The 23,370-nt window shown below is 72.0% G+C and carries 24 protein-coding genes and 2 pseudogenes; 23 read left to right on the forward strand and 3 right to left on the reverse strand.

Translation table 11 applies throughout. From position 1 onward, the window contains the following. Positions 1-93: 93 nt before the first annotated feature. Together AB0K15_RS09415 and AB0K15_RS09420 are read left to right on the forward strand one after the other, a co-directional pair. Complete coding sequence (locus AB0K15_RS09415) at positions 94-405, forward strand: PTS glucose/sucrose transporter subunit IIB (protein ID WP_364047580.1); 312 nt, start codon at positions 94-96, stop codon at positions 403-405. Next, positions 402-857, forward strand: coding sequence for a PTS glucose transporter subunit IIA (locus AB0K15_RS09420; RefSeq protein WP_364047582.1), 456 nt, complete (start codon positions 402-404; stop codon positions 855-857). The genes AB0K15_RS09415 and AB0K15_RS09420 overlap by 4 nt, the downstream gene beginning before the upstream one ends. Positions 858-945: 88 nt before the next feature. On the opposite strand, the gene AB0K15_RS09425 is transcribed toward AB0K15_RS09420, so the two are convergent. After that, positions 946-1,383 (reverse strand): Rieske (2Fe-2S) protein, encoded by a 438-nt coding sequence (locus AB0K15_RS09425; protein ID WP_364047584.1) that lies wholly within the window; start codon positions 1,381-1,383, stop codon positions 946-948. Between the two features lie 127 nt (positions 1,384-1,510). On the opposite strand from AB0K15_RS09425, the gene AB0K15_RS09430 reads away from it, so the two are divergent. From AB0K15_RS09430 to AB0K15_RS09480, 11 genes and pseudogenes are all read left to right on the forward strand, one after another. Further along, entirely contained in the window at positions 1,511-1,915 is a 405-nt protein-coding gene (locus AB0K15_RS09430) for a hypothetical protein (protein ID WP_364047981.1), read from the forward strand. Between the two features lie 42 nt (positions 1,916-1,957). Beyond that, positions 1,958-2,443, forward strand: a complete 486-nt coding sequence (locus AB0K15_RS09435) for a sigma-70 family RNA polymerase sigma factor (protein ID WP_364047983.1) — start codon at positions 1,958-1,960, stop codon at positions 2,441-2,443. After that, positions 2,440-2,613: pseudogene (locus tag AB0K15_RS09440) on the forward strand (zf-HC2 domain-containing protein); the annotation flags it as partial. The gene AB0K15_RS09435 and the pseudogene AB0K15_RS09440, both read left to right, overlap by 4 nt. Before the next feature lie 297 nt (positions 2,614-2,910). Further along, entirely contained in the window at positions 2,911-3,450 is a 540-nt protein-coding gene (locus AB0K15_RS09445; RefSeq protein WP_364048014.1) for an anti-sigma factor, read from the forward strand. A 380-nt stretch (positions 3,451-3,830) separates the two neighbouring features. Further along, entirely contained in the window at positions 3,831-4,928 is a 1,098-nt protein-coding gene (locus AB0K15_RS09450) for an A24 family peptidase (protein WP_364047586.1), read from the forward strand. Between the two features lie 45 nt (positions 4,929-4,973). Beyond that, positions 4,974-6,161 (forward strand): chorismate synthase, encoded by a 1,188-nt coding sequence (aroC, locus tag AB0K15_RS09455; RefSeq protein ID WP_220238453.1) that lies wholly within the window; start codon positions 4,974-4,976, stop codon positions 6,159-6,161. After that, a complete protein-coding gene (locus tag AB0K15_RS09460) occupies positions 6,158-6,682 on the forward strand; it encodes a shikimate kinase (RefSeq protein ID WP_364047589.1) in 525 nt (174 codons plus the stop codon). Before aroC ends, AB0K15_RS09460 begins: the two co-directional genes overlap by 4 nt. A 32-nt stretch (positions 6,683-6,714) precedes the next feature. Next, positions 6,715-7,824, forward strand: a complete 1,110-nt coding sequence (aroB, locus tag AB0K15_RS09465) for a 3-dehydroquinate synthase (RefSeq protein WP_220238455.1) — start codon at positions 6,715-6,717, stop codon at positions 7,822-7,824. Then, a complete protein-coding gene (gene aroQ / locus AB0K15_RS09470; protein WP_364047591.1) occupies positions 7,821-8,252 on the forward strand; it encodes a type II 3-dehydroquinate dehydratase in 432 nt (143 codons plus the stop codon). Before aroB ends, aroQ begins: the two co-directional genes overlap by 4 nt. Beyond that, entirely contained in the window at positions 8,249-9,172 is a 924-nt protein-coding gene (locus AB0K15_RS09475) for a GNAT family N-acetyltransferase (protein WP_364047593.1), read from the forward strand. The genes aroQ and AB0K15_RS09475 overlap by 4 nt, the downstream gene beginning before the upstream one ends. A gap of 21 nt (positions 9,173-9,193) precedes the next feature. After that, the gene (locus AB0K15_RS09480; RefSeq protein WP_364047595.1) at positions 9,194-10,723 is read left to right on the forward strand and encodes a beta-xylosidase; all 1,530 of its coding nucleotides are present in this window, start codon (positions 9,194-9,196) and stop codon (positions 10,721-10,723) included. A 127-nt stretch (positions 10,724-10,850) separates the two neighbouring features. Here the strand turns inward: AB0K15_RS09480 and AB0K15_RS09485 are convergent. Next, a pseudogene (locus AB0K15_RS09485) lies at positions 10,851-11,246 on the reverse strand (B-4DMT family transporter); the annotation flags it as partial. Between the two features lie 136 nt (positions 11,247-11,382). Between AB0K15_RS09485 and AB0K15_RS09490 the strand changes: the two are divergent. From AB0K15_RS09490 to nusB, 3 genes are read left to right on the forward strand one after another with little or no spacing between them, the layout of a single operon-like run. After that, on the forward strand, positions 11,383-12,480 hold the full coding sequence (locus AB0K15_RS09490) for a Xaa-Pro peptidase family protein (protein WP_364047597.1): 1,098 nt from the start codon (positions 11,383-11,385) through the stop codon (positions 12,478-12,480). Positions 12,481-12,524: 44 nt separating this feature from the next. After that, complete coding sequence (gene efp, locus AB0K15_RS09495; RefSeq protein WP_360596650.1) at positions 12,525-13,088, forward strand: elongation factor P; 564 nt, start codon at positions 12,525-12,527, stop codon at positions 13,086-13,088. Further along, on the forward strand, positions 13,088-13,546 hold the full coding sequence (nusB, locus tag AB0K15_RS09500) for a transcription antitermination factor NusB (protein WP_364047599.1): 459 nt from the start codon (positions 13,088-13,090) through the stop codon (positions 13,544-13,546). Before efp ends, nusB begins: the two co-directional genes overlap by 1 nt. Positions 13,547-13,948: 402 nt before the next feature. On the opposite strand, the gene AB0K15_RS09505 is transcribed toward nusB, so the two are convergent. Further along, a complete protein-coding gene (locus tag AB0K15_RS09505; RefSeq protein WP_003096372.1) occupies positions 13,949-14,437 on the reverse strand; it encodes a helix-turn-helix domain-containing protein in 489 nt (162 codons plus the stop codon). 261 nt (positions 14,438-14,698) lie between these two features. Between AB0K15_RS09505 and pyrR the strand changes: the two genes are divergently transcribed. The 7 genes from pyrR to pyrF are packed head-to-tail and all read left to right on the forward strand — an operon-like array spanning position 14,699 to position 23,332. Continuing rightward, entirely contained in the window at positions 14,699-15,319 is a 621-nt protein-coding gene (gene pyrR / locus AB0K15_RS09510) for a bifunctional pyr operon transcriptional regulator/uracil phosphoribosyltransferase PyrR (protein WP_364047601.1), read from the forward strand. Further along, entirely contained in the window at positions 15,316-16,248 is a 933-nt protein-coding gene (locus tag AB0K15_RS09515) for an aspartate carbamoyltransferase catalytic subunit (RefSeq protein ID WP_220238462.1), read from the forward strand. Before pyrR ends, AB0K15_RS09515 begins: the two co-directional genes overlap by 4 nt. Next, positions 16,245-17,531, forward strand: a complete 1,287-nt coding sequence (locus AB0K15_RS09520) for a dihydroorotase (protein ID WP_364047604.1) — start codon at positions 16,245-16,247, stop codon at positions 17,529-17,531. Before AB0K15_RS09515 ends, AB0K15_RS09520 begins: the two co-directional genes overlap by 4 nt. After that, a complete protein-coding gene (locus AB0K15_RS09525) occupies positions 17,531-18,046 on the forward strand; it encodes a transporter (RefSeq protein ID WP_364047606.1) in 516 nt (171 codons plus the stop codon). Before AB0K15_RS09520 ends, AB0K15_RS09525 begins: the two co-directional genes overlap by 1 nt. Continuing rightward, positions 18,043-19,176 carry a glutamine-hydrolyzing carbamoyl-phosphate synthase small subunit gene (gene carA / locus AB0K15_RS09530; protein ID WP_364047608.1) on the forward strand — a complete coding sequence of 378 codons (1,134 nt, stop codon included), beginning with the start codon at positions 18,043-18,045 and terminating at the stop codon, positions 19,174-19,176. Before AB0K15_RS09525 ends, carA begins: the two co-directional genes overlap by 4 nt. Further along, positions 19,176-22,490 carry a carbamoyl-phosphate synthase large subunit gene (carB, locus tag AB0K15_RS09535; RefSeq protein ID WP_364047610.1) on the forward strand — a complete coding sequence of 1,105 codons (3,315 nt, stop codon included), beginning with the start codon at positions 19,176-19,178 and terminating at the stop codon, positions 22,488-22,490. Before carA ends, carB begins: the two co-directional genes overlap by 1 nt. Beyond that, positions 22,487-23,332, forward strand: coding sequence for an orotidine-5'-phosphate decarboxylase (gene pyrF / locus AB0K15_RS09540; protein WP_364047612.1), 846 nt, complete (start codon positions 22,487-22,489; stop codon positions 23,330-23,332). The genes carB and pyrF overlap by 4 nt, the downstream gene beginning before the upstream one ends. The last annotated feature ends 38 nt before the right edge of the window (positions 23,333-23,370 follow it).

Below are 23,370 nucleotides of genomic sequence, written 5' to 3' on the forward strand. Positions count from 1 at the left end.
CGGTCTAGACCAATAATTCCGATGGGGCAGGATGCTCCGCCTCGCGAGCGGGTGTCAACCACCGTTATGCGTTCGTGGCCTGCGGCGACGTGCATGCCGACGAACGGCGTAGTAGTGGTGGAGCGCACTGGCTCACGTGGGGAACCAACGGGAAACGAGGAGGCCGCGATGGCGGATGACAGGCCTGAAAAGATTCTCGCGGCGCTCGGCGGCGTGGACAACGTCGTCGAGATCGAAGGCTGCATCACGCGCCTTCGCTGCGAGCTGGAGGACACCAGCCTCGTCGACGAGGCGGCGCTCAAGGCCGCCGGCGCGATGGGTGTGGTGAAGATGGGCTCCGCGGTGCAGGTGATCGTCGGCCCCGAGGCGGACACGATCGCCAGCGACATCGAGGACCTGATGTGAGCCTCGAGATCCTGAGCCCCGTCGCGGGCGAGGTCGTCGCGATCACCGAGGTGCCCGACCCGGTGTTCGCCGAGGCGATGGTCGGCCCCGGCATCGCCGTGAAGCCGATCGGCGGGCGCTCCGACGCCGTCGCGCCGGTCGACGGCACCGTCGTGACCCTGCACCCGCACGCCTTCGTGGTGGCGACCGAGGACGGGCGCGCCGTGCTCGTGCACCTCGGCATCGACACGGTGAAGGAGAAGGGCGAGGGCTTCACCCTCCACGTGGTCAAGGGCGAGTCGGTGCGCGCCGGCCAGCCGGTGATCGGCTGGGACCCCGAGGCCGTGGCGGCCGCCGGCTACTCGCCGATCGTGCCCGTGGTCGGGCTCGACGCCCAGGCCGACGTGCTCGCGGGCCTCGAGCCCGGGCGCACGGTCGCGGCGGGCGACCCGTTGTTCAGCTGGAACGGCTGAGTTTTCCGGGCTTTCGATGTCGAAGGGCCCCTTGTGGACGGTGATCGTCCACAAGGGGCCCTTCGCGTGTGTTGGGTGGTTTACGTCGTCAGGCGGTGACGACCTCTCCGTTGTCGACCTTCACGTTGATCTTCGGCAGCGGCTTCTCGGCCGGGCCGTTCTTCACCGCGCCCGTGAGCGAGTCGTACACCGAACCGTGGCAGGGGCAGTGGATCTCGGCGCCCTGGGGCGGGTTCACGGTGCAGCCCTGGTGGGTGCAGATCGCGCTGAAGCAGTTCACGGTTCCGGCGGTCGGCTGGGCCACGATCACGTCCTGGCCGTCGGGGGTCTTGGCGGACTTCGCCTGGCCGACGGGCACGTCGGCCAGCGCGATCACCTTCCCGCCGGGCTTGGGGGCGTCGCCGCCCGAGGAGCCCGAGTCCGAGCCGGCGCCACAGGCCGCGAGGGCGACGGTGCCCACGGCGACGCCGGCGACGGCGGCCCCGGTGGTGAGAACGGAGCGGCGGGTGTGCAGTTCGGCAGTCATGCCCTTACTAACGAGATGATCGCCCGACTGGTTCACCGGTTCACCGCAAAGCGTTGTCCGGTGAACCGGATGGCCCGTACTTCCGTGTAATGGGGGAGAGGGATTCAGACGGGTGAAGGAGAACATCATGCTGGCCAACTGGATGCGAGGGTTGGGCGCGATCGGGCTGGTCGGGTCCGCCGCGGTCCACTTCTACCTGTACTTCGGCAGCGGCTACTCGGACATCGCCGTGGTCGGTCCGCTGTTCCTGGTGAACGGGATCGCCGGGATCGTGATCGCCGTCGCACTGCTGTTCTGGCACCACTGGGTGCCGCCGTTCTTCACGTTCGGCTTCGGCGGCGTGACGTTGCTCGCGTACCTGCTTTCGGTGACCGTGGGCCTCTACGGCGTGCACGACCAGTTCAACAGCCAGTTCGAGTACTGGGGCGTGATCACCGAGGCGCTGTGCGTGATCTGCGGCCTGGTGCTGCTGGTGCAGGAGGTGCGCGCCCGGCAGTCTTCGGGCGGGCACGCGGTGCCGGCCGGACGCTGACCGGGGCTCGCCGTGGGGAGGAGCGACGTCGAGGACCAGCTGATGCGCGCGCTGCACGAGGAACACGCGGCCGCGCTCTGGTCCTACGCCCTGCACCTGACGGGCGGCAACCGGAACCATGCGGAGGACGTGGTGCAGGAGACGCTGCTCCGGGCGTGGCGGCACACCGACGTGCTGGACCAGTCACAGGGTTCGGCCCGCGCGTGGCTGTTCACGGTCGCGCGCCGGATCGCCATCGACGGGTGGCGGTCGGCGACCTCGCGCTCGGAGGTCGTCACCGACGCCCCACCCGAGCGCGCGGTGGCCGACGGCACCGAGCGGGCCGTGCAGGGATGGCTGGTGGCCGAGGCGCTGGGCGAGCTCTCGGCGCGCCACCGCGAGGTGCTCGAACTGTGCTACTTCCAGGGGTACTCGGTGGCCGACGCCGCCCACCGCCTGGGGATCGCCGAGGGGACGGTGAAGTCCCGCACGCACTACGCGCTGCGGGCACTTCGCCTGGCTTTGGAAGAGCGGGGGGTGACGCAGTGACCGCCGACGAGTTCGCGACCTACGACGCCGCGTACGTGCTCGGTGCGCTGTCACCGGAAGACCGGCAGGCGTTCGAAGTACACCTCCAGGAGTGCGACCGGTGCGCCGCCGCGGTCCGCGACCTGGCCGGGCTCCCGGGCTTGCTCGCGCAGACCAGGGGTGGTTCGCCGGGGGGAGCCTTCGGGCCCGGCGACGGTGAGGGGACACCGACGGATCCGGGGCCGGCGCCCGATCTGGTGATCGCGGCGGGTTCGGATGTGCCGGAGCCGGGCTCGGGTTTGCGCTCGGGTTTGCCGGAGCCAGGTTCGCGGTCAGTGCCTGGACCGGATGCGGCGGCGGGTTCACCGGAGCCGGGCTCGCCTGTGCCGGATCTGCCGGGCGCGCGGTCTGTACCTGACTTGCGGTCTGTGCCTCCGAGGCAGGGCTCGGATTCGATTCCGGAGCCCGATCTGTCGGCTGCGCCGTCGATGCCGGACCCGCCGGCCGTGCCTTCGGCGCCGGGCTCGTTGGTGCCCGACTCGCTGCCGGTGCCTGACCTGCTTCCGGTGCTCATGCGGAAGGTGCGGCGCCGCCGGCGGATCCGGAACGGGGTGACCGGGGGAGTGGCCGCGCTGGCCGTCGCGGCCGGGGTGGCTCTGGCGGTGTCGCTTTCGCTGCCGGACGTGTCTCCGCCGCCCACCGTGCCCGCTGTCGCCGCGCCGCCGCCCGCGCTCGCCATGTCGGCCCTCGGCGAGTACCCGATCCAGGCCGCGGCCCGCATCGACCCCCAGTCGTGGGGCACCGAGGTCGAAATGTCCTGCAGCTACCGCGGCGGCAAGGGCGGGGACTACTCCCTGGTCGCCCTCGGCCGCGACGGCACCGAGACCCAGCTCGCCACGTGGAAAGCCCTTCCGGAGAACACGGCCAAGGTCGTGGTGGGCACACCGATGAAGTCCCAGGAGATCGCCTCGCTGGAAATCCGGAGCATGCGGACGGGGAAACCGTTGATGCGCCTGGTTTATCCATGACCCACTGACGTGGCGCGCCCGAGTTGGCGTCGGTTGCGTTCAACGCACCGGACGCCGCATGGGGTGCGTCCGGTGCACCGAACGCCACATTGCGGCGCTTGGTGCGGCCTCGGGGTGCGTGAGCGGGCGGGCTGCTCGGCTCGCGACTGGCGGCCTGCCCGGCTTGTCACCCTGCGACCGCAGGCCGGGCGGCTCGGTTCGTTGTGCACCTTCGCCTGACTCGGGTTGTCATCGAGCGGGTTCGCGGCGGTCTCGGGCGGCTGGGTCGCCCGCCGATCCTGGCAGCGGCGAAGGTCCACGGCGGCGATTCCCGGCGTGGGCGATCTGCGTGGGTTTGTGGCCGCACGGTGGGTGGCCAGGCGCAGCGCCCAGCGCCTCCGGTGGCCCAGGCCGGCGGTGATGGGGTTGCCGCGCAGGCGGTTCGGGCTGCCCGTTCGGGTGAATCGCGGCGGTTTTCGGCACGAGTGGTCCACTCGCGACAGACGCGGCTTGGCGTGGTGGCCGGGCGCTGCGAACGTGGGTGCATGTCCTGGGGAATGGTCGTTGCGGGTGGGGCGGTGGTGCTCCTCCTGGTGTGGTTGCTGAGGCGGGCCGGTGCGCCCGTGTCGCCGGTGGTGGCGGTCGCCGTGGTGGTGGCTGCGCTGCTCGTCGTCGGGTGGCGGTGGCGGGAAGGGCGCTGGGCGGAGTGGTGGTGGCCGGTGCCGTGGGTGCTCACGGTGGTCGGGGTGCCGTTGGGCCTGGCGGATGTCCGGCATCGGAGGTTGCCGGATGTGGTGACGTTGCCGGCGTATCCCGCGATGGCGACCGCGCTGACGGTTGCGGCCGTGAGCGGAGGCGGCGTGACGCTGCTCGCGGGCGCGGCGGCGGGGGTGCTCGTGTTCGGTGGGGTCCATCTCGTCGTCCACCGGGTCGAGCCGGCGCGGCTCGGGGCGGGAGACGTGAAGCTCGCCGGCGTGCTGGGTGCGGTGCTGGGCGCGCTGGGCTGGGCGTCGGTGGCGGTCGCGGCGGTCGTCGCGGCCGGGCTGAGTGCCGTGGTGGCCGTGGGAGCGCAGGTGCGCGCCATCGCCAGGCGGGCGCGCCGGGCCGAACCGGCGAGCGGGCGTCCGGCGTCGGCCGCCCCGTCGGAGGGCGGATCCCGTGCAGGCGGGCGTCCGGCATCGGCCGGCGAACCGAACCGCACGTTTCGCCCGGCGTCGGCCGCCACGTCGGAGGGCGGATCCCGTGCAGGTGGAGGTTCGGCGTCGGCCGGCGAACCGAACGATGTCCTCCGTCCGGCATCGGCCGCCTCGCCGAACGGCGGATCCCGCGCAGGCGGGCGTCCGGCATCGGTCACCGCGGGGACATCGTCACCACCCAGGGACGGGCCTTGCCCCCATCGGGCGATTCGGTGTGGCGTGCCCCACGGGCCGGCGTTGGTGGTCGCGGCCTGGATGTGCGCCGTCTTTCCCGGGCTGGGTTCGGGGGTGGTGCCGAGCTGAGGGGCTGCTGGTCAGGTGCCCCGCAACGCGTGACAGGATTGTCAGGTGTTGCGCTGGATCACCGCAGGAGAATCGCACGGACCCGCCCTCGCCGCTGTGCTCGAGGGCCTGCCCGCTGGTGTGGAGGTGACCACCGGAGACCTCACCGCGCAGCTCGCGCGGCGCCGCCTCGGGTTCGGTCGCAGCCCGCGCATGGGGTTCGAGACCGACCATGTGCAGTTCCTGGGCGGCGTCCGCCACGGGATCTCGCAGGGCGGCCCCATCGCGGTGCAGATCGAGAACGCCGAGTGGCCCAAGTGGGAGCAGGTCATGGCGGCCGACCCCGTGGACCCCGAGGTGCTCGCCGGCCTGGCGCGCAACGAGCCGCTCACGCGGCCGCGCCCTGGGCACGCCGATCTGCCCGGCATGCAGAAGTACGGCTTCGACGAGGCCCGTCCCGTGCTGGAGCGCGCGAGCGCCCGCGAGACGGCGTCGCGCACGGCGCTGGGCACGGTGGCGCGCAACTTCCTGCGCCAGCTGCTGGGTGTGGAGGTGCTGAGCCACGTCGTGTCGATCGGTGGCGCCGACGCGCCCGAGGGGCCGCTGCCGCAGCCGGGTGACCTGGCCGCGATCGACGAGAGCCCCGTGCGGGCCTTCTCGGCCGAGGGCACCGAGGCGATGGTCGCCGAGGTGGACGCGGTGCGGAAGGCGGGCGACACCGTCGGCGGCGTGATCGAGGTGCTCGCCTACGGGCTGCCGCCGGGCCTCGGCTCCCACGTGCACTGGGACCGCCGCCTCGACGCGCGCCTCGCCGGCGCGCTCATGGGCGTGCAGGCCATGAAGGGCGTGGAGGTCGGCGACGGCTTCACCACCGCGCGGCGCTGGGGCAGCCAGGCCCACGACGAGATCGACCGCGGCACCGGCCCGGTCGGCGTCACGCGCCGCTCCAACCGCGCGGGCGGCCTCGAGGGCGGCATCACCAACGGCGAGCCCCTGCGCGTGCGCGTGGCGATGAAGCCGATCTCGACCGTCCCGAAGGCCCTGTCCACGGTGGACGTGCGCACCGGCGAGCCGGCCGTCGCGATCCACCAGCGCTCGGACGTGTGCGCCGTGCCGCGGGCGGGCGTCGTGCTCGAGTCCGTGGTCGCGCTGGTGCTGGCCGACGCCGCGCTGGAGAAGTTCGGCGGCGACTCGCTGGCCGAGAGCAAGCGCAACGCCGAGGGCTACCTGAAGGCGCTCGAGGAGCGCTGGTGAGCCCCCGCGCCGTGGTCGTGGGACCGCCGGGCTCGGGCAAGAGCACGGTGGGCCCGCTGCTCGCCGAGGCACTCGGGGTGGCGTTCCGCGACACCGACGACGACATCGTCGAGCGCGCCGGTCGCGCGATCTCCGACATCTTCGCCGAGGACGGCGAGCCGGCGTTCCGCGCGCTCGAAGCGCAGGCCGTCGCCACGGCGCTCGACGAGCACGACGGCGTCCTCTCCCTCGGCGGCGGCGCTCCGCTGACGCCGGAGACGCGGGCGTTGCTGGCGAAGCACACGGTGGTGTTCCTGAACGTCGGCCTCGCCGCCGGCGTGCAGCGCACCGGCCTGTCGAGCGCGCGCCCGCTGCTCGCGGGCGTGAACCCGCGCGCCACGTTCAAGTCGCTGCTCGACGCGCGCCTGCCGGTGTACCGGGAGGTGGCGACCGTCGAGATCGAGACCGACCACCGGTCACCCGCCGAGGTGGTGGCCGCCGCGGTCGCCGCGATCGAGCCCGCCGGGGCCCGCGAGCGGTAAGACCGGTAGAACCAGGAGTAGTGAGGAAACCCGTGTCCCAACCCGTCCGGATCCGCGTCGCGACCGCGCACCCGTACGACGTGCTCGTGGGCCGCGGCCTGCTCGCCGAGCTCACCGCGCAGCTCGCCGACGCGTCGAAGATCGCGCTGATCCACCCGCCCACGCTCACCGCCACGGCCGAGGCCGTGCGCGAGGAACTCGCCGAGGCGGGCCTCGACGCCCACCGCGTGGAGATCCCGGACGCGGAGGACGGCAAGGCCTTCTCCGTCGCCAGCTTCTGCTGGGAGGTCCTCGGCCGGATCGGGCTCGACCGCCGCGGCGTGGTCGTGGGCCTCGGCGGCGGCGCCGTGACGGACCTGGCCGGCTTCGTCGCCGCCACCTGGATGCGCGGCGTGCGCCTGGTCAACGTGCCGACCACGCTGCTCGGCATGGTCGACGCGGCCGTCGGCGGCAAGACGGGCATCAACACCGAGGCCGGCAAGAACCTCGTGGGTGTGTTCCACGAGCCGAGCGCCGTGCTCGTCGACCTCGCGACGCTGGAAACCTTGCCCCGCAACGAACTCGTGGCCGGTATGGCCGAGGTCGTGAAGACCGGCTTCATCGCCGACCCGCGCATCCTCGAGCTCATCGAACAGGACCCCGAAGCCGCCCTCGACCCGACCGGAGACGTGCTGGCGGAGCTGGTCCGCCGCTCGATCCAGGTGAAGGCCGACGTCGTCGCCGCCGACCTGCGCGAGTCCGACCTGCGCGAGATCCTCAACTACGGCCACACCCTCGGCCACGCCATCGAGCGCCGTGAGCGCTACCGCTGGCGCCACGGCGCGGCCGTGAGCGTGGGCCTGGTGTTCGCCGCCGAGCTCGCCCGCCTCGCCGGGCGTCTCGACGACGAGACCGCCGCGCGCCACGCGTCCGTGCTGAAGCTGATCGGCCTGCCGACCACCTACGACGCCGACGCGCTGGGCCAGCTCATGGAAAGCATGAAGGGCGACAAGAAGACCCGCTCCGGCGTGCTCCGGTTCGTGGTCCTCGACGCGCTCGCCAAGCCCGGCCGCCTCGAAGGCCCGGACCCGGCGCTGCTGGCCGCCGCGTACTCGGCGGTCGCGGCCGACGCCCCCAAGAGCGGCGGGAGCGTGCTGCTGTGAAGGTCTTCGTCTTCAACGGCCCCAACCTCGGCCGACTGGGCAAGCGCGAGCCCGCCGTCTACGGCTCCACGACCCACGACGACCTCGCCGCCCTCTGCGTGAAGACGGGCACCGAGCTCGGCCTCGACGTCGAGGTGCGCCAGACCGACCACGAGGGCGAGCTCGTCGGCTGGCTCCACGAGGCCGCCGACGGTGGTCACCCGGTCGTGCTCAACGCCGGCGCCTGGACGCACTACTCGATCGCCGTGCGCGACGCCGCCGCGCAGCTGTCCGCGCCGCTGATCGAGCTGCACATCAGCAACGTCCACAAGCGCGAGCAGTTCCGCCACCACAGCGTGCTCTCCGACATCGCCACCGGCGTGATCGCCGGCCTCGGCGTCGACGGTTACGGTCTCGCACTGCGCTGGGTCGCGGCCAACGCGAAGTGACCGCGGAGCTCACCACCGACCGCCTGCGGCTGCGGGCCCTGACCGAGGCCGACACCGACGCCGTGGTGGCGGTGTTCGCCGACCCGGAGATGAGCCGGTTCTTCACCGCCGACTTCTCCGACCCCGACCAGGCCCGCGCCACGGTGGCCCGCCGGCTGGCCTACGACGGGCCCGAAGGCCAGGGCCACTGGGTGGTCGAGCACGAGGGTGAAGTCATCGGCGTCGCCCACCTGCGCCCGTCGTCCGAGCTGCCCGGCGATGTCGCCGAGCTGGGCTACTACATCGCCGCGAAGCACGCGGGGAAGGGCTTCGCCACCGAAGCCGGCCGCGCGCTCGTGGACCACGGCCTCACCACGCTCGGCCTGCCCGCCGTGTGGGCGCTCGTCCACGAGGACAACGCGGCCAGCCTCGCGATCACCCGCCGGCTCGGCTTCCTCGACGTCGGCTCCGGCATGCACTACGGCGACGTGCACCGCGTGCTGGTGGCGCTGCCCACCGCGCACGGCCGGCCCCACCACATCGAGCTGTGGGTGCCCGACCTCGCGCGCGCCGAACGCAGCTGGGGCTGGCTGCTGCAGCGGCTGGGCTGGCGTGAGTTCCAGCGCTGGCCCGACGGCGTCAGCTGGCGCCTCGGCCCCACGTACCTCGTGGTGGAGGCCTCGCCCGCGAGGGCGGGCGGACCGCACGAACGCCTGCGCCCCGGCCTCAACCACCTCGCCCTGCACGTCGCCACGCACGCGGAGGTCGACGAGCTCGCGGCCGGCGGGCACGGCTGGCGGCCGCTGTTCGCGGACCGTTTCCCCTACGCGGGCGGGAAACCGCACTACGCGGCCTACCTCGAGAACGACGACGGCTTCGAGGTCGAGCTTGTTGCCCTCGAACACCGGCGAGACGGGGACACGTTCACCCAACCGGGTTAGGACTGGTTAGACTCGGCCATCATGCACCCGTTTCGTGGCGGGGCTCGGCGACCCGCGCGAGCCCTGTTCGCCCTGGCGTTGTCGGGGGTCGTGGTGGCGGGCTGCACCGACAGCTACGCGCAGACCCAGGCCGACGGTCCCGGCCACGGCGGCATCGCGGGCGGCAAGCCGGCTCCGGCGAAACCGCCGCGCGTGGCGAACGTCCCCCTGGAGACCGCGAAAGCCCGCCAGAGCAACGGAGTGGTCGCCGCCGGTGCCGCCGACGCGGTCTACAACTACGGCCCCACGGCGATGGTCGAAAACGGCAAGACCCGCCTCTGGTGGTGCAGCCAGTACGGCAGCGCGGCCCCGCCCGGAGACGACATCCTCTACGCCGAGGCGCCCTCGGCCGACGGTCCCTTCACCGGACCCGGCGGCGGCGCGCCGATCGCGGTCCTGTCCGGTTCGCCCGGCGCGTTCGACGGCGTGCACACGTGCGACCCGTCCGTGCTGCGCGTCGGCGGCACCTACTACCTGTACTACACCGGCGCGGCGGGCGACCACGCGCTCGGCAACGCCATCGGCCTCGCGACCAGCCCCGACGGAATCCACTGGACCCGGGCGGCGGGCGGGCGCCCGATCCTCGGGCCTTCGCACGACGTGCACCGCGACAACGTCTACGGCGCCGGCCAGCCCTCGGTCGTGTTCCTCGACGGCTGGTACTACCTCATGTTCACCGACACCACCGGCCGCGCCGCCGGCTGGAACGGTGCCGGCCAGTTCGTGATCCGCTCCCACGACCCGGCGTTCGGCAGCGGGGTGGAAGCGTTGGGGGACAAGGGTTTCGCGCCCGTCGCCAGCACCGCCGCACCGCGGGAACGTTCGGTGGTCGACGGATTCAGCGCCGACCTCGAATGGGTCGGCGCGCTCGACGCGTTCGTGATCGCCCACGAGACCGCGGACGGCACCACACTCACGTTCTGGGACAAGGACTTCACGCTCCAGCCGTACACGCCGCTGCTGATCCCCGGCGCCTGGAAGGAAGGGCCCGGCCTGATCCGCCGCCCGGACGGCCACGCGCCGACGTCGGTCACCGACCCGTGCGACACCGTCTCGTTCGACGTCGTGCGCGCGACCACGATCGGTTCCGCGGGTGCGCCGACAGGGCTGAAGCACTTCGGGCTCGACGTGCAGGGCGCCGGTGGCTGCTCGAGCCCCGACCGCGTGACCACGACGTTCGACGGCGTCGCGATGCCGTCACCGGACCGCCGGATGGACCTGTTCCGCCGCGGGGTGCGCATTCGCGTCGACCGCCGCTCCGTCGCCGCCGCCTTGGCCGGCGAGGTCGTGGACCGGCCGCTCGCGCCCGTCGCCGGGCTGCCCGTGAAGACGACCTTGAAGTCCGGCACGAACGTGGTCCACTCGTACGGCCACGGGTACGGCGTGGTGCTCGGCAACGAGCTCTACGGCCTGCCCGACACCACGATCGTGGACCTCAACGGGGCCGAGGTGACGGAGATCGACCCGCGACAGTGGGACGCCTACGCGCCCGGGCTCCCGCTGGGCGGCTGACGGGCGACGGCTTCGGCCGCGGCGCGCCGGCCGGTTCGGCCTCGGGTTCCGGCAGCTCCAGCTGACCCGACTGGCTGCCCGAACCGTCGTCCTCGTCGTCCTCGGGTTCCGGCGCCTCGTCCTCCGGCGCGGGCCGCCGCACGCGCGAGCCGACGAACAGCCCCAGCCCGGCCGGCACCAGCACCAGCAGCGCCGAGAACGCCGCGCCTCCGGTGAGCGCCGCGCCCAGCTCCGAGGTCCCGGTCTGGTCGACGAACACCGCGCGGCCGATCACGTACAGGATGCCGGAGACGACGCCGGCGACCAGCGAGGCGATGAACCAGGCCCGGCCGCGGTCCGGCTTGCCGCGCCAGCCGTCGACCGCGCTCCACAGCGCCGCGACGCCCACCAGCACGGCGAGGGTGACGGACGTGATCACCGTCTGGTCGGTCGGGTGGAACACGGACCACTTGGCGAGCAGCGTCATGGCGGCGGCGTGGACGACGGCCATGACCAGCCCGCGAGTCAACCAGGCACCCAGCATGGACGGAGTGTAGGTGCCACCGGGTGAACGCCGTGTGGTCCGTCCGGATCAGCGGCCGCGCGTACCCGGCCGGATGCGGTCCGTGACCACCGCGCGGCTGCCCGGGGCGCCGGATGGGCGTGGCTAAGCTGGCCGGGTGCCTGAAACCCATGCTCACCGTCGCGGCGCGCTGCGGTCCCTGATCACCGAGTCCGGGGTCGACGCGCTGCTGGTCACCGACCTGCTCAACATCCGCTACCTCACCGGGTTCACCGGGTCCAACGCCGCGCTGCTCGTGCACGCCGGCGGCGAGGCGCAGACCGTGTTCTGCACCGACGGCCGCTACACGACCCAGTCGGCGTCCGAGGTGCCCGACCTCGAACGCGTGATGGGCCGCGCCAGCGACCGCGTGCTCGCCGACTTCGCGGCCCGCGCCCATTCGACCTACGGGCGCACCGGGTTCGAGAGCCAGCACGTGAGCGTGGAAGACCACGAGACGCTCAAGGTGCGCTTCGACAAGGTGACGCTGGTCCGCACGCCCGGCCTGGTCGAGCAGCTGCGCGCGGTGAAGGACGAGGTCGAGGTCGCGGCCCTGCGCGCGGCCTGCGCGGCGGCCGACCGCGCGCTCGCCGACCTGCTGGCGGCCGGCGGCCTGCGCGCCGGTCGCACCGAGCTGGAAGTGGCACGCGACCTCGAGAACCGCATGCTGGAGCACGGTTCGTCGGAGCCGTCGTTCGCCACGATCGTGGCCGCCGGGCCCAACTCGGCGATCCCGCACCACCAGCCCACCGGCGCCCAGCTGCGCGAAGGCGACTTCGTGAAGATGGACTTCGGCGCGACGGTCGACGGCTACCACTCCGACATGACCCGCACGGTCGTGCTCGGCAAGGCCGCCGACTGGCAGCGCGAGCTCTACGACCTGGTCCACCGCGCCCAGGCGGCCGGTACCGCCGCCGTGTTCCCCGGCGCCGACGTGTCCGAAGTGGACGCCGCGGCGCGCTCCGTGATCGCCGCCGCGGGCCGCGCGGAGGAGTTCGCGCACGGCCTCGGCCACGGCGTCGGGCTCGAGGTGCACGAGGCGCCCAGCCTCGCTACCACGGGCGTCGGTACACTGTCCGCCGGTATGGCGGTCACCGTCGAGCCCGGCGTCTACCTCGCGGGGCGCGGTGGCGTGCGCATCGAGGACACGCTCGTCGTGCGGGACTCCGGGCCCGAACTCCTCACCCTGAGCACCAAGGACCTCGTGGCCGTCTGAGACGGGCCGCGGACGAAGAGATCGACACAGGAGACCGAAAGCTCGTGGCCACCACCAACGACCTGAAGAACGGGCTCGTCCTCAACCTCGAGGGCCAGCTCTGGACCGTCACCGCGTTCCAGCACGTCAAGCCGGGCAAGGGCGGTGCGTTCGTGCGCACCACGCTCAAGCACGTGCTGACGGGGAAGGTCGTCGACAAGACCTTCAACGCCGGCACGAAGGTCGAAACGGCCACCGTGGACCGCCGGAACATGACCTACCTGTACAAGGACGGCCAGGACTTCGTGTTCATGGACGGCGACACCTACGACCAGATCACGGTTCCGGCCGAGGTCGTGTCGGACAACGCCAACTACATGCTCGAGAACACCGAGGTCCAGGTCGCGGTGCACGAGAACGAGCCGCTGTACGTCGAGCTCCCGACCTCGGTCGAGATCCTCATCCAGCACACCGACCCGGGCCTGCAGGGCGACCGCTCCACCGGCGGCACCAAGCCGGCGACGCTCGAGACCGGCGCGGAGATCCAGGTCCCGCTGTTCGTCTCGACCGGCGAGAAGATCAAGGTCGACACGCGTGACGGCCGGTACCTCGGCCGCGTCTCCGGCTGATGGCGGACAAACAGAAGCCGCACCCGAACCGCGGCGGTGCGATCAGCAGGCGGCAGGCCCGCCGGCGTGCCGTCGAGATGCTCTACGAAGCTTCGCAACGCGGCAGCGACCCGGTCACGCTGCTGGCCGACCGGGTCGGGTCCACCGACGTCGACCCGGTCGCCGACTACACGATCACCGTCGTGGAGGGCGTCACGACGCATCGCGAGCAGGTCGACGAGCTGCTGGCCGAGCACTCACAGGGCTGGACCCTGGACCGCATGCCGCCGGTCGACCTGGCGGTGCTGCGCGTGGGCGTCTACGAGATGCTCTGGTCCTCCGACGTGCCCGATCCCGTTGCGATCGACGAGGCCGTGGGCCTCGCGAAGGAGCTCTCGACCGACGACTCGCCGCGCTTCGTCAACGGCGTGCTCGGGCGCATCGGGACGATCGCCGACCGCCTGCGGGCCGTGCTCTGACCCGCTGACGGCGCCGTCGAACAAAGACGAACGCAGCCGAAAATCGCCGAAGGCCGCGAGCTCCGTGAAGGAGCCGCGGCCTTCGGCGTTGTTCTGGTGCCCCCAGGAAGCCTCACGAGTGGGGTCCGGAAGAGGTCTTCGTCACACCGAGCGTTTTCCCCGCCGGCGCCGGGCCGTGTTCGGCCCCGCCCGGGCGTCGCCCGGTGAACCGGGTTCACCGTCACGGCAACCCGGAAGCGCTAGCCCGAACGGGTCACGCGCCGGAACGGCGGACGTGGGTGCGAGGGGACGGCCGGGGCGATGTTGATCACCGTCCGCAGCCGGTCCGGCGGTGTCCGAAGCTCGGTGGGTGTTTCCGGTGCCCCGCCGAAAACACCCACCACATCGGGCAACCGCCGCCCATCAGTCTTCTTTGGACGGACGGGCCTCGGGCGGCAGGACGCCCCAGTCGATGAGCTGTTCGGTGAGCTCACCGGGGGTCATGTCGTAGATGATCGCGAGCGAGCGCAGGTCCTCGGTGCGGATGGAGAGCACCTTGCCGTTGTAGTCGCCGCGCTGGCTCTGGATCGTGGCCGCGTACCGCGCGAGCGGGCCGACCTTCTCCGCGGGCAGCTGCTGGAGCCGCTCGAGGTTGATCACGATCTTCGTGGCGGGCTCGGCACCTGAGGGCACACGGCCCTCCGGCAGCAGTTCGACCACCGGTACACCGTAGAAGTCGGCCAGTTCGGCCAGCTTCTGGACGGTGACGGCGCGGTCGCCACGCTCGTACGAGCCGACGACGACGGCCTTCCAGCGGCCGCCCGACTTCTGCTCGACCCCGTGCAGGGAGAGGCCCTGCTGCTGGCGGATCCCGCGGAGCTTGGCCCCGAGCGCCTTGGCGTAATCGCCCATCTGGTGGTTCTCCGTTTCCTCACCCCCACGCCGGTCGGGGTGACCGGTCAGGGGACTCCTCGAGTCGAATACTCAGAGTAATGGTTACGCATAGTTGTCACCAGGTCAAGCAGAAGGTCTCCGTACCTGGTCGCGGACGTGGGCACACCACCCGGAAGGCTGATTGACCACTCCTGCTACTGTCGGTGCGATTTCCCCGCACGAGCTGGGAGTCGACGTCCTTTAAGGACCCGTCCAGAGAGGCGGGGAAGGAGGTCCGCCTTGTCGTCACGTCCGCGTGGCGCGGCGGAACCGGTCGGGGAGCGCGAGCTTCTTTCGGCCGGCGATGTCGCGCGCACCATCGCCCGGATGGCCCATCAGGTCATCGAGAAGACCGCACTCGGTGCGGGTGCTTCCGGTGACCCCGGCTCACCCGGTGATCAAGCCCCGCCGGTGTTGCTGGGCATTCCCACCCGCGGTACTCCGCTGGCCACCCGGCTCGCCGGGAAGATCGGCGAGTTCTCCGGGGTCGTCCCCCCGACGGGGGCCCTCGACGTCACCCTGTACCGCGACGACCTGCGCCGCCGTCCGCCGCGCGCGCTCGAACAGACGCAGCTGCCGCCCGGCGGCATCGACGACCGGGTGGTGATCCTGGTCGACGACGTGCTGTTCTCCGGCCGCACCATCCGCGCCGCCCTCGACGCCCTGCGCGACCACGGCCGCCCGCGCGCCGTGCAGCTGGCCGTGCTCGTCGACCGCGGCCACCGCGAGCTGCCGATCCGCGCCGACTACGTCGGCAAGAACGTGCCCACCGCGCGGGCCGAGGGCGTGTCCGTGCTGCTGTCCGAAACGGACGGGCGCGACGCGGTCCTGCTCCGCGCGCCGGAAGGAGAGTCCCGGTGAAGCACCTGCTCGCCACCGACGGTCTGGACGCCGATACCGCCACGGCCGTCCTCGACACCGCCGACGAGCTGAAGCACACGCTGCTCGGCCGGGAGGTCCGCAAGCTGCCGACGCTGCGCGGCCGCACGGTGATCACCCTGTTCTACGAGAACTCCACCCGTACGCGCGTGTCGTTCGAGATCGCCGGGAAGTGGATGAGCGCCGACGTGATCAACGTCTCGGCGTCGAGCTCCTCGGTGAACAAGGGCGAGTCGCTGCGGGACACCGCGCTCACGCTCGCCGCCGCGGGCGCCGACTGCGTGATCGTGCGGCACCCCGCCTCGGGCGCCGCGCACCGGCTGTCGGGCTGGCTCGCCGAGGCCGGCACCGCGGTGGTCAACGCGGGCGACGGCACCCACGAGCACCCCACGCAGGCGCTGCTCGACGCGGCGACCCTGCGCGAGCGGCTCGGATCGCTGAAGGACCGCCGGGTGGCGATCGTCGGCGACGTGCTGCACAGCCGCGTCGCCCGGTCCAACATCCACCTGCTGAGCACCCTCGGCGCCGAGGTGGTGCTCGTCGCGCCGCCGACGCTGCTGCCGGTCGGCGTGGAGACGCTGCCGGTCACGGTTTCGCACGACCTCGACGCCGAACTGCCGGCCGTCGACGCCGTGATGATGCTGCGGGTGCAGGCGGAACGGATGCACGGCGGGTTTTTCCCGTCTTCGCGCGAGTACTCGATCTCCTACGGCCTGTCCGAGCGGCGCCAGCGCCTGTTGCCGGACCACGCCGTGGTACTGCACCCCGGCCCGATGCTGCGCGGGATGGAGATCGCCTCGGCGGTCGCCGATTCCCCGGCCTCGGCCATCACCGAACAGGTCCGCAACGGCGTCCACGTGCGCATGGCGGTCCTCTACCACCTCTTGGCCAGTGAAGGAGCCGCAGCGTGAGCTTGGTGATCAAGGGCGCCCGCCCGTACGGGGAGGGTGAACCGGTCGACGTCCTGGTCGAGGACGGCGTGATCACGGCCATCGGGCAGGTCTCCGTGCCCGAAGACGCCGAGGTCCTCGACGCCGAGGGCCAGGTGCTGCTGCCCGGTTTCGTCGACCTGCACACCCACCTGCGCGAGCCCGGCCGCGAGGACACCGAGACGATCGAGACCGGCTCGGCCGCCGCGGCGCTGGGCGGCTACACGGCCGTGTTCGCCATGGCCAACACCGACCCGGTGGCCGACAACGCGCTCGTGACCGACCACGTGTGGCGGCGCGGGCAGGAGGTCGCGCTGGTCGACGTGCACCCGGTCGGCGCCGTCACGGTGGGGCTCAAGGGCGAGAAGCTCGCCGAGCTCGGCACGATGGCCAAGGGCACCGCCGCCGTGCGCGTGTTCTCCGACGACGGTGTGTGCGTGGCCGACCCGCTGCTGATGCGCCGCGCGCTGGAGTACTCGACCGCGCTCGACGCCGTGATCGCCCAGCACGCCGAGGAGCCGCGGCTCACGGTCGGCGCGCAGGCCAACGAGGGCGAGAACTCCGCGCGCCTGGGCTACCCGGGCTGGCCGGCTTCGGCCGAGGAGTCGATCGTCGCGCGCGACTGCCTGCTCGCGTTGCACGCCAAGGCGCGCCTGCACGTCTGCCACGTGTCCACGTCGGGCACGGTCGACGTCCTGCGGTGGGCGAAGGACCGCGGCACCAAGGTGTCGGCCGAGGTCACCCCGCACCACCTGCTGCTCACCGACGAGCGCCTCGCCACCTACGACCCGGTGAACAAGGTGAACCCGCCGCTGCGCACCGGTGGCGACGTCGAGAAGCTGCGCGCCGCGCTGGCCGAGGGCGTGATCGACTGCGTCGCCACCGACCACGCGCCCCACGCCGTGCAGGACAAGGACACCGAGTGGAGCGCCGCGCGCCCGGGCATGCTGGGCCTGCAGACCGCGCTCTCGGTCGTCGTCCGCGCGATGGTGGAGCCGGGCCTGCTCGACTGGCGCGGCGTCGCCCGCGTGATGAGCGAGCGGCCCGCCGCGATCGGCAACCTGCCCGACCACGGCCGCCCGATCGAGGTCGGCGAGCCCGCCAACCTGACCCTCGTGGACCCCGGCGCGGAGTGGACGGTGCGCGGCGCGGAGCTCGCCAGCATCTCCGCGAACACCCCGTACGAGGGAATGCGGCTGCCCGCCGTGGTGACGGCCACCGTGCTGCGCGGGCGGATCACCGCGCGCGAAGGGAAGATCTGCTGATGGACCGGTTCCTCCTCACCCTGGGGATCGTCGTCTTCTTCCTCCTGTGCCTGTGGGGCATGTGGGTGGGCTGGCGGCGCAAGTCGCGCTCGCAGAGCGCGCAGGTGCCGCCGTTCCCGGGAATTCCCGGGGATCCCGGTGAGATCCTGCTGGAGTCGACCGGGCTCTACGTCAGCACCACCACCGCCGGCAACTGGCAGGACCGGGTCGTGACGCGGGGCGCGGGGCTGCGCACCGGCGCGGTCTGGCGCCTGCACCCCGGCGGCATCGTGGTGGAACGCGGCGGCGCCCCCGACTTCTGGATCCCGCGCGAGGCGGTCACCGGGATCCGCCGCGACTCGAAGATCGCCGGGAAGGTGATGGGCACCGACGCGCTGCTCGTCGTCACCTGGCGGCTGGGAGACGTCGATCTCGACACCGGCTTCCGCGGCGACGAGCTCGACGAGTATCCACAGTGGATCGACCAGCTTTCCCCCGACAACTCGGATCACGACATCAAGGGAGGTGCCCAGTGAGCACCGCGAACGGCACTCGCGTCCCCGCCGCCCTGGTTCTGGAGGACGGCCGCGTCTTCCGCGGCGCGGCCTACGGCGCGCGCGGGCGGACGCTCGGCGAGGCGGTGTTCTGCACCGGCATGACCGGCTACCAGGAGACGCTGACCGACCCGTCCTATCACCGGCAGATCGTGGTGCAGACCGCACCGCAGATCGGCAACACCGGCTGGAACGACGAGGACGACGAATCGGCCCGCATCTGGGTCTCGGGTTACGTGGTGCGCGACCCGGCCCGCACGCCGTCCAACTGGCGCAGCAAGCGCGGCCTCGACGAGGAGCTGGCCCGCCAGGGCATCGTCGGCATCTCCGAGGTCGACACGCGCACGCTCACGCGCCACCTGCGCGAGCAGGGCGCGATGCGCGCCGGCGTGTTCTCCGGCGACGCGCTGGGCAGCGACGAGCAGATGGTGGCCGAGGTGCTGGCGAGCCCGCAGATGAAGGGCGCCGACCTCGCGGGCGAGGTCTCCACCGACAAGCCCTACGTCGTCGACGCGCAGGGTGAACGGCGCTTCCGCGTGGCCGCGCTCGACCTGGGCATCAAGTCCAACACCCCGCGCCTGATGACGCAGCGCGGCATCGAGGTCCACGTGCTGCCCGCCGCGACCACGGTCGAGGAGCTGCTCGCGGTCGAGGCCGACGGCGTCTTCCTCTCCAACGGCCCGGGCGACCCCGCGACCACCACGCACGCCACAGCGCTGACGAAGGCCGTGCTGGAGCGCGAGATCCCGCTGTTCGGCATCTGCTTCGGCAACCAGATCCTCGGCCGCGCGCTGGGGCTGGGCACCTACAAGATGCGCTACGGCCACCGCGGCATCAACATCCCGGTGATCGACGTGGCCACCGGCCGCGTCGCGATCACGGCGCAGAACCACGGCTTCGCGCTCGAAGGCGAGCCCGGCCAGCGGTTCGAGTCGCCCTACGGCGCCGCGCAGATCAGCCACTACTGCCCCAACGACGACACCGTCGAGGGCGTGCGCGCCTTCGACGTGCCGGCGTTCTCGGTGCAGTACCACCCCGAAGCCGCGGCCGGACCGCACGACGCGGCGCCCCTGTTCGACGAGTTCGTTGAGTTGATGGAGAAGAAGGCCTGATGCCGAAGAGGACGGACATCCAGCACGTGCTGGTGATCGGCTCCGGGCCGATCGTGATCGGGCAGGCCGCCGAGTTCGACTACTCGGGCACGCAGGCCTGCCGGGTGCTGCGGGCCGAGGGCCTGCGCGTGAGCCTGGTGAACTCGAACCCGGCCACCATCATGACCGACCCCGAGTTCGCCGACGCCACCTACATCGAGCCGGTGACGCCGGACTTCGTGGAGAAGGTCATCGCGCAGGAGCGCCCCGACGCGCTGCTGGCCACGCTGGGCGGCCAGACCGCGCTCAACTGCGCGGTCGCGCTGCACGAGCGCGGCGTGCTCGAAAAGTACGGCGTGGAGCTGATCGGCGCCGACATCGACGCCATCCAGCGCGGCGAGGACCGGCAGAAGTTCAAGGACATCGTGCGCACGATCGGCGCCGAGGTCCCGCGCAGCCGCGTCTGCAACTCCATGGAGGACGTGCGCGCCACCGTCGCCGAGCTCGGACTGCCGGTGGTGATCCGGCCGTCGTTCACCATGGGCGGCCTGGGTTCCGGCCTGGCCTACACGCCCGAGGAGCTGGAACGCCTGGCCTCCACCGGTCTGAGCGAGTCGCCGGTCACCGAGGTGCTCATCGAGGAGAGCGTGCTCGGCTGGAAGGAGTACGAGCTCGAGCTGATGCGCGACAAGCACGACAACGTCGTGGTCGTCTGCTCGATCGAGAACGTCGACGCGATGGGCGTCCACACGGGCGACTCCGTCACCGTCGCGCCCACGATGACGCTCACCGACCGCGAGTACCAGGTGATGCGCGACGTCGGCATCGCCGTGCTGCGCGAGGTCGGCGTGGACACCGGCGGCTGCAACATCCAGTTCGCGATCAACCCGGACGACGGGCGCATGGTCGTGATCGAGATGAACCCGCGCGTGTCCCGCTCGTCCGCGCTCGCGTCGAAGGCCACCGGGTTCCCGATCGCCAAGATCGCCGCGAAGCTCGCCATCGGCTACACGCTCGACGAGATCCAGAACGACATCACCGGCGAGACCCCGGCGGCCTTCGAGCCGACGCTGGACTACGTCGTGGTGAAGATCCCGCGCTTCGCCTTCGAGAAGTTCCCGGGCGCGGACCCGACGCTCACGACGACGATGAAGAGCGTCGGCGAGGCCATGTCCTTCGGCCGCAGCTTCCCCGAGGCGCTCGGCAAGGCCATGCGGTCGATCGAGACCAAGGCGACCGGGTTCTGGACCCTGCCGGATCCCGAGGGCGCGACCATGGAGTCCACTTTGGACTCGCTGCGCGTGCCGCACGAAGGCCGGCTGTACGAGGTGGAGCGGGCGCTGCGCCTGGGCGCCACGGTCGAGCAGGTCCACGAGGCCAGCGGTATCGACCCGTGGTTCGTGGACCAGATCGCGCTGATCGGCGAGGTCGGCGCCGAGGTGCGCGACGCGCCGGTGCTCGACGGCGAGCTGCTGCGCCGCGCCAAGCGCACGGGCCTGTCCGACCGCCAGATCGCCGCGCTTCGCCCGGAACTGGCGGGGGAGGACGGCGTGCGCTCGCTGCGCCACCGCCTCGGTGTGCGGCCGGTGTTCAAGACCGTGGACACCTGCGCGGCCGAGTTCAAGGCGGACACGCCGTACCACTACTCGGCCTACGAGACCGACCCCGCGGCGCAGTCGGAGGTCGTGGCGCAGGGTGACAAGCCGAAGGTGCTCATCCTCGGCTCCGGCCCGAACCGCATCGGCCAGGGCATCGAGTTCGACTACTCGTGCGTGCACGCCGCCATCGCGCTGCGCGAGGCCGGGTTCGAGGCCGTGATGGTCAACTGCAACCCGGAGACGGTCTCCACCGACTACGACACCTCCGACCGGCTGTACTTCGAGCCGCTGTCCTTCGAGGACGTGCTCGAGGTCGTGCACGCGGAGCAGCAGTCCGGCACCGTCGCGGGCGTGATCGTGCAGCTCGGCGGCCAGACCCCGCTGGGTCTCGCGAAGCGCCTGGCCGACGCCGGTGTGCCGGTGGTCGGCACGCCGCCGGAGGCCATCAACCTGGCCGAGGACCGCGGCGCGTTCGGCGAGGTGCTCGGCGACGCCGGCCTGCCGGCGCCGAAGTACGGCACGGCGACGTCGTTCGAGGGCGCCAAGCGGATCGCCGACGAGATCGGCTACCCGGTGCTCGTGCGCCCGTCCTACGTGCTCGGCGGGCGCGGCATGGAGATCGTCTACGACGAGGAGTCCCTCGCGGGCTACATCCGCCGCGCCACGGAGGTCACGCCCGAGCACCCGGTGCTCGTCGACCGCTTCCTCGACGACGCGATCGAGATCGACGTCGACGCCCTGTTCGACGGCGAGGAGCTCTACCTCGGCGGCGTGATGGAGCACATCGAGGAAGCCGGCATCCACTCCGGCGACTCCTCGTGCGCGCTGCCGCCGATCACGCTCGGCGCCACCGACCTCCAAGAGGTGCGCCGCTCCACCGAGGCGATCGCCCGCGGTGTCGGCGTGCGCGGCCTGCTGAACGTGCAGTACGCCCTCAAGGACGACGTGCTGTACGTGCTGGAAGCCAACCCGCGTGCCTCGCGCACGGTGCCGTTCGTCTCGAAGGCCACCGCGGTGCCGCTCGCGAAGGCGGCGGCCCTGGTCATGACCGGCTCGACGATCAAGGACCTCCGCGCGTCGGGCGTGCTGCCCGCCGAGGGCGACGGCGGCCGCATGCCGGCCGACTCGCCGGTGGCAGTCAAGGAGGCCGTGCTGCCGTTCCACCGGTTCCGCACGCCGGAGGGCCACGGGGTGGATTCCTTGCTGGGCCCGGAGATGAAGTCCACGGGCGAGGTGATGGGCGTGGACGTGTCCTTCGGGAAGGCGTTCGCGAAGTCGCAGAGCGGTGCGTACGGCTCGCTGCCGACGTCCGGGCGCGTGTTCGTCTCGGTGGCCAACCGCGACAAGCGCTCGATGGTGTTCCCGGTGAAGCGGCTGGCGGACCTCGGGTTCGAGATCCTGGCGACGTCCGGCACCGCCGAAGTGTTGCGGCGCAACGGGGTCGACTGCACGGTGGTGCGCAAGCACTACGAGGGTTCGACCGAGGCCGAACCCAACATCGTGGACGTGATCCTCGCGGGCGGCGTCGAGATGGTGATCAACACGCCGTACGGCAACAGCGGCCCGCGCATCGACGGCTACGAGATCCGCACCGCGGCGGTGTCGCGCGACATCCCCTGCATCACCACCGTGCAGGGCGCGGCGGCGGCCGTGCACGGCATCGAAGCGCTCATCCGGGGTGACATCGGGGTGCGCAGCCTCCAGAGCCTCCAGGCGGCGCTGAAGGCCACGTCGTGAGCGCGCGGCGGTTCGGGGCGCGGCTGGCGGAGGCGGTCGCGGAACGCGGGCCGCTGTGCGCCGGCATCGACCCGCATCCGGGCCTGATCGAGTCCTGGGGCCTGCCCCTGGACGCGAGTGGTCTGGAACGGTTCGCGCTGGGCGCCACGGAGGTCCTGGCGGCCACCACGGCGATCGTGAAGCCGCAGTCGGCGTTCTTCGAGGCGTTCGGCCCGCCGGGCGTGGCGGTGCTCGAACGCGTCGTGGACGCGGCCCACGACGCCGGTGCGCTCGTGCTGCTGGACGTGAAGCGCGGCGACATCGGCTCCACGATGGCGGCCTATACGGCCGCCTACGTGGCCGACAAGGCCGCGTTCACAGCCGACGCGGCCACGGTTTCGCCGTACCTCGGGTTCGGCGCGCTCGATCCCGCCGTGGCGGCCGCCACGGCGGCGGGCAACGGCTTGTTCGTGCTCGCGCGCACGTCGAACCCGGAGGCCCACGCGCTGCAGAGCGCGCGGCTGGCGGACGGCCGCACGGTGGCACAGAGCGTGGTGGACGCGGCGGCGGACCACAACGCGGGAGCCGAGCCCTACGGCGACGTCGGCGTGGTCGTCGGAGCCACGATCACCCCCGGCGAGCTGGACCTTTCCCGGCTCAACGGGCCGGTGCTGGCACCCGGTTTCGGCGCCCAGGGGGCAACTGTGGCGGACTTACGGGCAGTGTTCGGATCCGGTCTGCCGGGGCTGCTGCCGGCGTCTTCGCGCGACCTGCTGCGCCACGGTCCGGACCCCGAGGCCATGCGCCGCGAGGTCGTGCGGGTCGCCGAGCTGCTGCGTCACACAGCCGGAAAAGACCAATAGCAGGCCCCGGAATCGGCCTCCACCAGCCACCCCCGCAT

This window comes from Amycolatopsis sp. NPDC049253 (assembly GCF_040678995.1).
GTDB lineage: Bacteria > Actinomycetota > Actinomycetes > Mycobacteriales > Pseudonocardiaceae > Amycolatopsis.

Excerpts from the sequence above, each read along its gene's own strand:
- carB (WP_364047610.1), top strand. The coding sequence starts at position 19,176 with ATGCCGAAGAGGACGGACATCCAGCACGTGCTGGTGATCGGCTCCGGG.
- AB0K15_RS09425 (WP_364047584.1), bottom strand. The coding sequence starts at position 1,383 with ATGACTGCCGAACTGCACACCCGCCGCTCCGTTCTCACCACCGGGGCC.
- nusB (WP_364047599.1), top strand. The coding sequence starts at position 13,088 with ATGGCGGACAAACAGAAGCCGCACCCGAACCGCGGCGGTGCGATCAGC.
- AB0K15_RS09480 (WP_364047595.1), top strand. The coding sequence starts at position 9,194 with ATGCACCCGTTTCGTGGCGGGGCTCGGCGACCCGCGCGAGCCCTGTTC.
- AB0K15_RS09435 (WP_364047983.1), top strand. The coding sequence starts at position 1,958 with ATGCGCGCGCTGCACGAGGAACACGCGGCCGCGCTCTGGTCCTACGCC.
- AB0K15_RS09525 (WP_364047606.1), top strand. The coding sequence starts at position 17,531 with ATGGACCGGTTCCTCCTCACCCTGGGGATCGTCGTCTTCTTCCTCCTG.
- AB0K15_RS09430 (WP_364047981.1), top strand. The coding sequence starts at position 1,511 with ATGCTGGCCAACTGGATGCGAGGGTTGGGCGCGATCGGGCTGGTCGGG.
- AB0K15_RS09505 (WP_003096372.1), bottom strand. The coding sequence starts at position 14,437 with ATGGGCGATTACGCCAAGGCGCTCGGGGCCAAGCTCCGCGGGATCCGC.
- AB0K15_RS09445 (WP_364048014.1), top strand. The coding sequence starts at position 2,911 with ATGCCGGACCCGCCGGCCGTGCCTTCGGCGCCGGGCTCGTTGGTGCCC.
- AB0K15_RS09415 (WP_364047580.1), top strand. The coding sequence starts at position 94 with ATGCCGACGAACGGCGTAGTAGTGGTGGAGCGCACTGGCTCACGTGGG.